The organism is Aeromonas sp. S18(2024) (assembly GCF_041402525.1).
Classification (GTDB): Bacteria; Pseudomonadota; Gammaproteobacteria; order Enterobacterales; family Aeromonadaceae; genus Aeromonas; species Aeromonas enteropelogenes.
In genome coordinates this window covers 93,254-105,133 of record NZ_JBGLQV010000011.1, presented here as the reverse complement: position 1 = coordinate 105,133, position 11,880 = coordinate 93,254, and the positions used below count along the sequence as shown (strand labels likewise).

At 63.5% G+C, this 11,880-nt stretch carries 9 protein-coding genes; 3 read left to right on the top strand and 6 right to left on the bottom strand.

Translation table 11 applies throughout. The features are described from left to right. Positions 1–30: 30 nt before the first annotated feature. Positions 31–2,109, top strand: a complete 2,079-nt coding sequence (locus ACB034_RS17050) for an AsmA-like C-terminal region-containing protein (RefSeq protein ID WP_371173326.1) — start codon at positions 31–33, stop codon at positions 2,107–2,109. 45 nt (positions 2,110–2,154) lie between these two features. Here the strand turns inward: ACB034_RS17050 and ACB034_RS17045 are convergent, their stop codons facing one another. Continuing rightward, positions 2,155–3,075, bottom strand: coding sequence for a bifunctional GNAT family N-acetyltransferase/hotdog fold thioesterase (locus ACB034_RS17045; RefSeq protein ID WP_026456896.1), 921 nt, complete (start codon positions 3,073–3,075; stop codon positions 2,155–2,157). Between the two features lie 51 nt (positions 3,076–3,126). Here ACB034_RS17045 and ACB034_RS17040 point away from each other — a divergent pair, with 51 nt between their 5' ends. Continuing rightward, positions 3,127–3,807: a spermidine synthase gene (locus tag ACB034_RS17040; RefSeq protein ID WP_042027327.1), complete on the top strand. Its 681-nt coding sequence runs from the start codon at positions 3,127–3,129 to the stop codon at positions 3,805–3,807. Here ACB034_RS17040 and dtd read toward each other — a convergent pair. From dtd to ACB034_RS17020, 4 genes are all read right to left on the bottom strand, one after another. After that, a complete protein-coding gene (gene dtd / locus ACB034_RS17035; RefSeq protein WP_371173325.1) occupies positions 3,796–4,233 on the bottom strand; it encodes a D-aminoacyl-tRNA deacylase in 438 nt (145 codons plus the stop codon). The two genes, ACB034_RS17040 and dtd, sit on opposite strands and share 12 nt — an antisense overlap. An 86-nt stretch (positions 4,234–4,319) precedes the next feature. Continuing rightward, entirely contained in the window at positions 4,320–5,192 is an 873-nt protein-coding gene (locus ACB034_RS17030; RefSeq protein WP_026456899.1) for a virulence factor BrkB family protein, read from the bottom strand. A 163-nt stretch (positions 5,193–5,355) separates the two neighbouring features. Next, complete coding sequence (locus tag ACB034_RS17025; protein ID WP_371173324.1) at positions 5,356–6,600, bottom strand: malic enzyme-like NAD(P)-binding protein; 1,245 nt, start codon at positions 6,598–6,600, stop codon at positions 5,356–5,358. Positions 6,601–6,779: 179 nt separating this feature from the next. After that, entirely contained in the window at positions 6,780–8,213 is a 1,434-nt protein-coding gene (locus ACB034_RS17020; protein ID WP_371173323.1) for a DUF2867 domain-containing protein, read from the bottom strand. 220 nt (positions 8,214–8,433) lie between these two features. On the opposite strand from ACB034_RS17020, the gene ACB034_RS17015 reads away from it, so the two are divergent. Beyond that, positions 8,434–9,519, top strand: coding sequence for a hypothetical protein (locus ACB034_RS17015; RefSeq protein ID WP_371173339.1), 1,086 nt, complete (start codon positions 8,434–8,436; stop codon positions 9,517–9,519). A gap of 63 nt (positions 9,520–9,582) precedes the next feature. Here ACB034_RS17015 and priA read toward each other — a convergent pair whose 3' ends face one another. Then, entirely contained in the window at positions 9,583–11,790 is a 2,208-nt protein-coding gene (gene priA / locus ACB034_RS17010) for a primosomal protein N' (protein ID WP_371173322.1), read from the bottom strand. Between the last annotated feature and the right edge of the window lie 90 nt (positions 11,791–11,880).

The following is an 11,880-nucleotide window of genomic DNA, read 5'->3' as shown; positions in this document are numbered from 1 at the left end:
CACGCAAACAGAAACAGGAGGAAAGCACTCATGAATTCCTGGCTACGCGGCCTGCTCTACACCTTCGCCTTCCTGCTGTTGTTTGTCTGGGTCGCCCTCGGGCTGTTCGACGCCGAACGGGCCAAGGGGCCCATTGCCAGCTGGATCAGCCAGCAGACCGGCGTACCCGTCACCATAGGCCGGCTGGTGTTCAACCCGCTCCACCCCTATACCCTGCTGGCCGAACAGGTGCGCTACGGTGATGCGGTCACCCTCGACAAGCTCTATCTGGAAATCGAGGATATCGACTGGCTCAACCGGGACGTGCGCATCGCCCATCTCGATCTCATTCGCCCGGCTATCAAACTGCCGCTGCCGAACCGGCTGCCAAACTTGCCGATCCGCTCCCTCACCATCGCCGACAGCACCATAGATCGCCTCAGCCTGCAGAGTGACGCCCTGACCCTGCGCAGCCTCAACGCCACCCTGAGCGACTGGGAGCTTATCGACCCGAAACGCCAGCCACAGGCTAACCTGACCCTCAACATAGGCCAGCTGGAAACACCGCAATTCACCTTCGCCCGCCTCAACCTGAAGGGGCGGCTGGAAGGGGAAGTTCTGTCCAGCGACAAGCTGATAACCAACCTGTTCGACGGCCTGCTGGAGACGGGTCTGGTACTGGACTGGCCCGCCCGCAGCCTGCAACTGCGCGATCTCAAAGCACGCGGCATGCGGGTCGAGCTGGGGGATCTGGCACAACATCCCTTCCCCCTGCGCCAGGTCAGCCTGGATCGGGGCCAATTCGACGAGGTGAGCATCAACGACATCAGGCAGGAGCTCGCCTTCAACAACTTCAGCGGCCAGCTCACCGCCTTCAACTGGCAAACAGGTAGCCAGCCGAGCGGCTATCTGGCCGGCACCCTGGGTGACATGGGGCGTGGCCTGTTCCAGCTGGAAGCCATCAAGGGCAAGCTCGCCTTCTCCCCCCAACAGATCGAGGGCGAACTGCAGGGCAAGGCCTACGAGGGGGAGTTCAACCTGGAGCTGGCCCTCGATAGCCAGCAGCAGAAGCTGACGTTGAAAGACATGGCCCTGAGCGGCATGGACATCAGCCTGCCCCAGGGGTGGTGGCAGGATTGGCAGAGCTGGCGGCCACAGCAGATCGACATCCGCAAGCTGGCGTTTGACAAGCTCAAGGTGCTCTCCTTCGATGACAGCCTGCCCCTGTCGCTGACCGGCTGGCAGCTCTACCTGACCGATCTCTCCCTGCGAGGCAACCAGCCCGGCCCCCTGTTCGGCCGCGCCCGCGTCGAGAGCAAGTGGTTCGAGCTGGTATGGGATGGTCTCAGCGCCCGCAACGGCGAGCTGGATGGGGAGCTGACCCCCAGCACCTGGCAGCTCGACAAACTCACCAGTTCGCTGCCGGATGAGGGAAGCCTCACCCTGAATGGCCAGTGGGGACGGGAGCCGGGCCAGCTCAGCCGCCTGCAACTGAACGCCACCAGGCTGGATCTGGATCAGTGGGGCAAGATACTGCACTCCCCCGTCTCCTTCGCGGGCAAGGCTGATCTCAGCGCCGATCTGCAGGCGACGCACGGCAAGAGCGCCGGCGAGTGGCGCAGCACCCTGCAGGGAAGCTTCGCCCTCGACGCCGACGAGCCCTTCTGGGACAAGGTGAAGATAGATCCCCTGCTGGATGAGTGGTTCAAGGGGGCGACCCCACCCACACTCTCCCCGGAGCAGCTGTGGCAGGCGATGCAGGAGGGAGATACCCCCTTCTACCGCATCAGGCTGCAAGGGAAAATTGAGAATGGCCAGCTGAGCGTCGAACAGGCGGGTGCCTCCACCATCACCCACCTGCTGGCCCTGCAGGGGGGGATCGACCTGGTCAACGAACAGTGGCAGATGGATCTGGGTGTGCTCAATGGCAAGCGCTGCGCCGAACTGACCGGTCAGTGGCGCGGACCGCTCTCGGCGCCGACCCTGACCTGGGCCTTCCCGCAGAAACAGGCGTCATGTGGCTGGGAGGTGGGTGTCCGCTACCCCGCCCAGGGTCGCAGCGCCCCGCTCTGGCGACCGGCTCCCGCGGCAAAAGCCCAGACCGGGCAGGAAGCGCCGGCAGAGCAGTAAACAACAAGGCCTCATCATGAGGCCTTGTTTGCATCGCACAACCGGTTACAGCACCGGTGCCTGACCGCGCCGCTTGATGGGTTGCACCACGTACTGGCCAACGAATTCCACCGCCAGCTTGTCACCGCTGAACAGCTTGATCTTGAGACTGAACTTGGCCGACTCCCCGCTCTTGAGCGGCTCCAGCACCGCGGGCATGCCCTCCCGGGCGACCCTCGCCTCCGGCTCCTCGTCGACCGGACGGTAGTACTTGATGTTACCCTCCGCCAGCACTATGTCCCCCATCAGCCCGGCCTCCTTGAGCTGCAGCCAGATCAGGCCCCAACCCGCCAGCACGCACTGGCTGTAGATGCTGCCGGCAAACATGGTGTCGTGCACATTGAGGTTGGCCGCCAGGTTGGCCTTGAGGTGGAAGGTCTGGCCGTCGTAGTGGGTGATGTGCATCCCCATCTTCTCGCTGATGGGAATCCCCCTGGACCAGCGGGTGGTGAGATCCTGGCACCACTCGGGGCGGTACTGGATGGTCTGCATGGGGGTCAGGGACTTGATCATCTGACGGTGCGGAATGCGACCGAAGGAGACGGGCCCTTCACCCACCTCGAGAAAGCCACACCTGCGGTAGAACTCCACCGCCTCCTGACGGGCGTTCATCACCAGTCGTTTGACCTTCTCGCTCAGGGCCAGTTGCTCGAGATCTTCCACCATGCGGGCGCCCAGCCCCTGGCCGCGATATTCCGGGCGCAGCGCCATGAAGCGGATCTGTGCCTCGTCACCGCCGACAAACAGACGGCCGACGGCAATGGGAGTACCATCGGGTGCCAGCATCAGGCGGTGAATGGCAACGGAGTCGTATTCGTCCCGCTCGGAACCGAGGGGCAGATTGAAGGGTTTACGCAGCAGTTCCCAGCGCAACTGATAATAGGCATCCAGCTCGGCTGCCGTCTGGGGGGTGACCACCCGGTACATAGTTCCATCCTTGAGTTACACTGGTCGAAAACCATCTTGCCGTGCAAATTCATGGACTTCAATCTGCAAGCGTACCAAGCCGATCACTTATTGCACCTCAGTGTCCAACCCCGGCGCCGCCTCTCGGTGCAGGAAAATGCCCACCATCGCTGGCTCGAAATCGACGGCGTGGTGCAATCCGCCATGTCACTGAACGACCCTGCGGCCCTCTGCCTGCCCCACCAGCAGGTGATCGCCTGCCTGCTGCCACAGCAGGCCGACAACATCCTCGAGCTGGGACTGGGAGGCGGCGATCTGACACGCCATATCCGGCGCCGCTGGCCCGCGGCCAGGCACGAATGCGTCGAGCTGGACGAGGAGGTGATCACCCTCTATCGCCAGTTTTTCCAGCATCCCGGGGAAGAAGATAACCGCGCCCCCCAGGTGCATCAGGCCGATGCCCTCGCCTTCCTCGAGCAGAGCGAGGCCAGCTACGACCTGGTGCTGCTCGATCTCTTCAGCCAGGATGGCAACCCGCTGCAGCTGTTTCAGGAGCGGATCTATCGGGCGCTGGCTCCCCGCCTGAGCGGGGATCTCATCGTCAATCTGCTGCCCCGCACCCGGCTCGAGTTGAGCCAGGCCCTGCTGCTGCTGGAGCAGTGGGTCGGCCCCACCACCCCCTATCCGGTGCCCGGCTTCGTCAACGTGATCGTCCACACCCGGCCACGCCAGGGCGACGAATCAGACCTGTAGCCAGAAGGTCACCGGGCCGTCGTTGACCAGCGCCACCTTCATATCGGCGGCAAAGCGCCCCGTCTCGGTCGGGATCTCCCCCGCCCGGGCCTGTGCCACAAAGTAGTCGTAGAGCCGCTCGGCTTCCGCCGGATGGGCCCCGCCGGAGAAGCTCGGGCGCATCCCCTTGCCGGTATCCGCCGCCAGGGTGAACTGGGAGACCACCAGCAGGCTGCCACTGGCCTGACCCACGTTGAGGTTCATCTTGCCGTTCTCGTCGGAGAAGATCCGGTAGCCGCTCACCTTGTGCAGCAGCTTGTCGGCCTTGGCCTCGTCATCCCCCTGCTCCACCCCGAGCAGCACCAGCAGCCCCCGACCGATGGCCCCGGTCACTTCTCCCTCTACCGTTACGCTGGCCTCGGACACCCGCTGAATCAATGCAATCACATCCCTCTCCTCTCAAAACAGAACGACCGCCCTTCGGGAAGGGCGGTCGTCGATGCTACCAATAAAACCGCCGGCAAGGCGATGGCTCAGGCCAGCTCCTCGTTCGCCGGTTTCTCGTATTCACCGAGGCAGGCCGTGGTTTCCGCGCCCAGCAGCACCACCAGCCAGCTCAGATACACCCAGACAAACAGGATCGGAATGGTCGCCAGGGCGCCATAGATGGCCTGATAGGAGGGAAAGTTGGTGATGTAGATGGCAAAGCCGCGCTTGGCCAGCTCGAACAGAGTGGCCGCCACCAGGGCGCCGATAAAGGCGTGCACCAGCCGCACCTTGCAGTTGGGTACCACGGTATAGACCAGCAGGAAGGTGAGCACCGAGAAGAGGAACGGCAGGCTGCGCAGCAGCAGGTAGCCGGCGCCGAACAGACTCTCCTCCGACAGGAAGCGCAGCGACAGTATGTAGGAGGAGATGGCGATGCTGGCCCCGATGAGCACGGGTCCCAGGGTCAGGATCATCCAGTACATGGCGAATGCCTGGGCCAGCGGCCGGCTCTGGGTCGAGCGCCAGATGTAGTTGAGGTTCTTGTCGATGGCCGAAATCAGCATCAGGGCCACCACGATCAGGGCGCCGATCCCCACCGCCGTGGTGTTGGTGGCATTGGCCACGAAGCCGTCGATGTACTCCTTGACCATGTCGCCCGCGGTGGGCACGAAGTTGTGGTAGACGAACCGCTCCATCTGCTGCTTGATGCTCTGGAACACCGGGAAGGCGGACATCATGCCGAACACCACGGCGATCATGGGCACCAGGGAGAGCAAAGTGACATAGGCGAGATAACCGGCGGTCACCGTCAGCCTGTCCTGCTGGAAGCGGCCCCAGACAAACTGGATGAAGTGGCGACCATCGTGGCGCAAGAAGGAGAGGGCGTGGGCCAAACGGCCGTGAATTTGCTGCTGCATCTTAATTCTCGTAAGCGTCGTCATGCAGACATTGTGTCAGAGGGGAGCGCTGTTTGACCACCTCTGCGCCCGGATTGACCTGTCGGCACCTGCCCCCTTCACCCCCTCAGCCCAATCCTGCTTATAAAAAAACGGCCCCGATGACGGGGCCGTTGGCGCTGACTCAAGAGAGCATGTAGTCGGCAGGCAGTTCGGTGCGGGCGACGCCGGATTCCACCGCCGCCAGCGCCACGGCGCGGGCGACGCGCGGCAGCAGACGGGCATCCATCGGCTTGGGAATGACGTAATCCTTGCCGAAGGCGAGCTCGCTCACGCCGGCAGCAGTCAACACCTCGGCCGGTACCGGCTCCTTGGCCAGCGCGCGGATCGCCTCGACCGCCGCAATCTTCATGGCGTCGTTGATGCGGCTGGCACGGGCGTCGAGGGCGCCACGGAAGATGAAGGGGAAGCAGAGCACGTTGTTGATCTGGTTCGGATAATCGGAGCGGCCTGTGCCCATGATGAGGTCATCGCGCACCGAGTGGGCCAGGGCGGGCTTGATCTCGGGATCCGGGTTGGAGCAGGCGAAGATCACCGGGTTGGGGGCCATCAGCGCCACCGCCTCGGCGGGCAGCACGTCCGGGCCGGAGACGCCGACGAATACGTCAGCCCCGTCGATCACCTCCATCAGGGTACGCAGCGGGGTGTCGTTGGCGAAGCGCTGCTTGTACTGGTTCAGATCGGTGCGACCGGTGTGGATCACGCCCTGACGATCCAGCATGAAGATGTTGTGCGGCTTGGCGCCACACTTGATCAGCAGCTCCATGCAGGCGGTGGCGGCAGCTCCCGCCCCCATGCAGACGATGCGGCTGCTGCCAATCTCCTTGCCCTGTACTTCCAGCGCATTGAGCAGGCCGGCGGCGGTGACGATGGCGGTACCATGCTGATCATCGTGGAAGACCGGGATGTCGCAGCGCTCGATCAGCGCCTGTTCGATCTCGAAGCACTCGGGAGCCTTGATGTCTTCCAGGTTGATGCCGCCGAAGGTATCGGCAATGGCGGCGACCGTGTCGATGAACTGCTGGCTGGTTTCGTGCTTCACCTCGATGTCGATGGCGTCGATACCGGCAAAGCGCTTGAACAGCAGGGCCTTGCCCTCCATTACCGGCTTGGAAGCCAACGGACCCAGATTGCCCAATCCCAGGATGGCGGTGCCGTTGGAGATGACGGCCACCAGATTGCCCTTGCCGGTATAACGGTAGGCATCGACCGGGTTGGCGGCAATCTCGCGTACCGGCTCTGCCACGCCCGGGCTGTAGGCCAGCGCCAGATCGCGGGCGGTCTCGGCGGGCTTGGTGAGGGCGATGGCAATTTTGCCCGGTACGGGCTGGGCGTGGTAATCGAGTGCTTGTTGACGAAGATCGGACATGGGTGACCCCGATACGGATGTGAATGAGTGGTGCATTGGCTCGCCGATGGCGAGGGCTGGGGATCATAAAGAAAACCATCGGGCTTTCACAGAGGAAAGTATCGCCATCATGGCGCCGACAAGCCAGTAATCAGCATGTCATACCAGTCTATAATACCTATTTAGTTATAGATATGGTTTCAATCCATGACGGGTATCCCCGCCATCGCCTCCGCCTCTCGGGCAATCGCCTCCGTCATTCCCTGAAAGATGAAGAGGTGGAACGGCAACATGGCGAGCCAGTAGGCCAGCCCCCAGGCCCCCTGCGGATGCCAGTGAGCCGTCACCTTGAGCCGGGTCAGGCCAGACTCCTCCGGCAGTATGTTGAACTCAAGCCGCCCGACACCGGGCGCCTTCATGTTGAACAGCAGATCCAGCCTGCGTCCCTCGTCCACCCCGAGGATCTGCCAGGAGTCCAGCATATCCCCCTTCACGAAACGATCCGGATTGGTGCGACCACGGGTCAGGGCCGGGCCACCGATCAGGTGATCCATCCATTCGCGCACCACCCAAAGTTGGTTCATGTAGAAGTAGCGCTTCTCGCCCCCCAGCTGTTGCAACACCTGCCACACCACCTCGGGGGCGGCGAGGCAGATGGCCTCCCCGCTGGCGGTGCGGTCATAGAAGCCGTACTCGGGATGGCGCCAGCGCAGACCGAGCGGCGTCTCTTCCCCCTGCTGTTCGGCCCCGAGCCGCTGCTCCAGCGCCAGGCTCTCCGTCAGCGCCTCGTCGAAGCTGAGCAGCGCTTGCGGCAGCAGGGTCCGCAGCGGACCGTCATCCGCCGGAATATCGTGTTTGAGCCCCCCCACCAGCGCCTTGGCCACCGGCTGCGGCACCGAGGTAACAAATTGCAACCACCAGGCGGAGAGGCGCGGGCTCAGAAATGGCAGCGGCACTATGGGGCAGCGCTTGCCGATGTGGGCGGCGAACTTCTGCAACTGCTGCTGATAGCTGAGCAGCTCGGGGCCGGCGGCGTTGAAGATCTGGCCGTCCACCCCCTCCGCCTCCACCAGCCCGCCCAAATAGTGCAGCAGGTTGGAAAGCGCGATGGGGGGCGTACGCGAGCGCACCCACTTGGGTGTCACCATCATCGGCAGGTTGAACACCAGATCCCGCATCACTTCGAAGGCGGCAGAGCCGGGCCCTATGATGATGCCGGCACGCAGCTCCACCGTCGGCACGCCGGCGGCGCGGAACAGCTCGCCGCAGTGACGGCGGGAGTTGAGGTGGCGGCTGTTGCACTGTTCGGGCTGAATGGCGCCGAGATAGATGATGCGGCGCACCCCGGCGGCCCGCGCGGCGGCGGCGAAGTTCTTCACCCCCTGCTGCTCCAGCCGGTGAAAATCGGCCCCCGCCCCCATGGCATGCACCAGATAGAAGACGGTATCTATGCCTGCCAGCGCCGATGGCAAGGTCGCAGGCTTGAGGCTGTCGGCCAGGCGGAACTCCACCCCGGGCGGCAGCCGGCAAGGACGACGCGCCCCGGCAACCACCCTGTAGCCCAGCGTTTGCAGATGGGGCACCAAATAAGAACCTATATAGCCCGCCGCCCCCATCACCAGACAATCACGCATCACCACCTCCGTCCCGCTCAATTCAGACGCCGCCCAGCCGTCAGCAGAGCTGATACAGGGCGCCATCTCCATACCCGCATGCGGGCCTCACCATCATGCTGTCTGACGGCCACTTTGCAACATCAAGATAACAGAGTCGCCGCTTAGTGCGATTCGGTGTTAATCCCTCTTCTGCATGCGGTCGATAAATGACCAGGTGGATAGCGCCGAGGGCACAGGGATGCGCATCGATCACTACGACCTCCAGGGGGAGGTGCAATACCAGCAGCAACAGGTGCAGGCCCGCAAGGTACGCAACCTGGAGCCCGCGGCCGCGGCTATCAACCCGGCAGACACGCAAACGCCCCCCACCACCAGCGAGGCGCGCACCAGCCTCATGCTGACACAGACCAACTCCCTGACACGGCAAGGGACCAGCCGCGCCGCCACCAGTCAGCCGCAGGCCACCCCCAATCCAGCGCTGGCCAAACCCGCCGAAACCGGCAAGAGCGAGGAACAAGACGGCATCCCCAACGACGGGCTCGACAACCGCCAGCGCCTCATCAAGCTGATGATCGAAGCCATGGTCGGCCACGAGATCGAGGTGCCCGACCCTATCCAGCAGAGCCATCAGGAGGGGGCAGCTTCCACTCAAAGAGGGTCAACCGGCCAGGCTGCCAGTCAGGATCAAGTAGTGGAAGTGACCGACACCCTGCTGCAACAGGAACAACTCAAGGTGATCGCATCGGCCAGCGTCCAGACCAACGATGGCCAGACCCTGCAGCTGGATCTGGGCTTTGTGCTCGACTGGCGTCAGCTGGAAGTGAGCCAGCGCCGCACCACCCTGAATGCCCTCAAGGATCCGCTGGTGCTCAGCCTGGACGGCAAGATAGCCGATCTGACCGACGCCCGGGTCAATTTCGACATCGATCAGGATGGTAAGGCGGACAGCCTGCCAGGCCTCGGCGAGGGGAGTGGCTTCGTGGCGCTGGATCGCAACGGCAACGGCACCATAGATGACGGAGGCGAGCTGTTTGGCGCCCGCTCCGGCAACGGCTTTGGCGAGCTGGCTACCCTGGATGAAGATGGCAACGGGGTGCTGGACGAGCGGGACAGCCAATTCTCGGCGCTGCAGTTCTGGCAGCCGGACCAGGCCCCCATCGCCTTGGTGAAGCTGGGGATCGGCGCCATCCTGCTGCGCCCCCTCGATACCCCCTTCAACCACCTCGGCGAGGGTGGCAGTCAGGGGGTATTGCGCCAGTCCGGCCTCTACCTGACCGAACAGGGCAAGGGAGGCTGGGTACAGCAGATCGATCTGAGGGTCTGAACCCGGATGCAAGATTGCAAGCTTGGCCACTGACGAGACGTGCCAGTGACCGCTTGAATCGGCTTAGCTCAGCTCGGTGGGATCGATATCCAGACTCCAGCGCACCTTCTTGGTCTCGGGCCAGCCATCCAGCTCCTTCACCGCCCAATCCAGCAGCTGGGCCAGAGTTGCCCGGCTGGGCCCCTGCACCAGCAACTGCATGCGAAACTTGCCCGCCTTGCGCTCCATAAAGCCGCTGATGGGCCCGAGCACCTGCAGATGGGGATAACGGGCGCTGCGTAGCGTCTCGGCGAGGCGACTGAGGAACAGCTGTACCTCGTCACGGCCGTTGGCCTCGGCCCGAAACAGCCCCTGATAGCTGAACGGCGGCAGCCCCAGCAGGCGACGCTCCTTGAGCGCCGTATCGGCAAAGTGGCCATAGCCATTCTGGGTCAGATCCTGCAGCAGGGCGTGCTCCGGGTGATGGCTCTGCAATACCACCAGACCCGGCTTGCTGGCGCGACCGGCACGACCCGCCACCTGGGTATAAAGCTGGGCCAACCGTTCGGCTGCCCGAAAATCGGCGCTGAACAGGGCACCATCCACATCCAGCAAGCCGACCAATGTCACATCCGGAAAGTGGTGGCCCTTGGCCAGCATCTGGGTACCGATCAGGATCTTGTACTTGCCCGCCTTGATGTCGCCGAGATGGGTCTCCAGCTCCCCCTTGCGGCGGGTGTTGTCCCGATCGATGCGCACCACAGGATATTGCGGAAAAACCGTGGTGAGCAGCTGCTCAAGCTGCTCGGTGCCGACACCTGAGCCAATCAGTTCGCTGCTGCCACACTCGGGACAATGATGGGGTAAAGGACGAATACTGTCGCAGTGATGACAGTGCAGCCGTCGCCCGGCCTGGTGCCAGGTGTACCAGGCATCGCACCGCTCGCAGGCGGCGCTCCAGCCACATTGATGGCAGATGAGGGCCGGCGCATAGCCGCGGCGATTGAGAAACAGCATTACCTGATTGCCAGCGGCCAGATGTTCCGCCATCAGCTGCTCCAGCTGGGGGGAGAGCCCGGCCTGCAGCCGCACGTTCTTGATGTCCAGGATCTCCTGGCGAGCAGTCTGGGCGTTACCGGCGCGGCGGGTCAGGCTGAGGTGGTGATACTTGCCGCTGCGGGCGTTGTGCAGCGTCTCCAGCGAGGGGGTGGCCGAACCGAGCAGGATGGGAATGCCGGCACGATGGGCCCGCATCACGGCGAGATCCCGGGCGTGGTAGCGAAAGCCGTCCTGCTGCTTGAAGGAGCCGTCGTGCTCCTCGTCGATGATGATGATGCCGAGGTGCTTGAACGGGGTGAACACGGCGGAGCGGGTACCGATCAGGATGGCGGCGCCCCCGTCACGGCAGGCGAGCCAGGCATCGAGCCGCTCCCTGTCGTTCATGGCGGAGTTCATCGCCACCACGGGCACGTTGAAGCGGCGGCGAAAGCGATTGATGGTCTGCGGGGTGAGGCCGATCTCCGGCACCATCACCAGCGCCTGCTTGCCCGCCTTGAGCAGGGGTTCGAGGATGCTCAAATAGACTTCGGTCTTGCCGGAGCCGGTGATGCCATCCAGCAAAAAGGCGCCGAACTTGTCGCTCTGGCTGGTGACGGCAGAGACCGCCAGCGCCTGCTCACCGTTGAGGCGCAGCCCCTCGCCCGGCTCAAAATGGGTAGCCCAGTCACCGTCGTGGCTCGGCTCCAGGCTGCGCTTCTCCAGCAGCCCCTTCTTCTCCAGCGCAGTGAGGGCAGCACTCTGGATCTCCTCCTGCTTGAGGGCGGAGGGGGTCTGCGGCCCCTTGCGCAGCAGTGCGAGGGCCTGTTGCTGCTTGGCAGCCCGCTTGAGCTCATTGAGATCGATTGCCATACCGGCCTCGGTCGCAAACCAGAACTCCAGCTCCCGATAGGCGGCGGGCTCTCCTTTGCGCACCAGCACCGGCAGGGCATGGGGCAGCACCTCGCCCAAGGGATGCTGATAGTAGCCGGCGCTCCAGTTCATCAGCGCCAGTATGTCCGGCCCCAGCACCGGCGTCGCATCGAGTACGCGCTTGATGGGCTTGAGCTTGTTGCGGGGCACCTGGCTCTCGGCCGGGTGATCCACCACCAGACCGACCAGAGTCTGGGGGCCGAAAGGGATCTCGACCCGGCAACCGGGTTCGGGCAGAGGCAGGGGGGAGAGATAGTCGAAATGACGGCGTAACGGCACCGGCACAGCCACACGAACCAGATCCAGCGTTTGGGAAGAATTCACCAGGGGTTGCCTATTTTTTCTGCGAAGCCACTTGCCTGATCTCAGGCATTTCCTATATTATTCGCAGCCTTTGAAACTGTGTTCAACAAT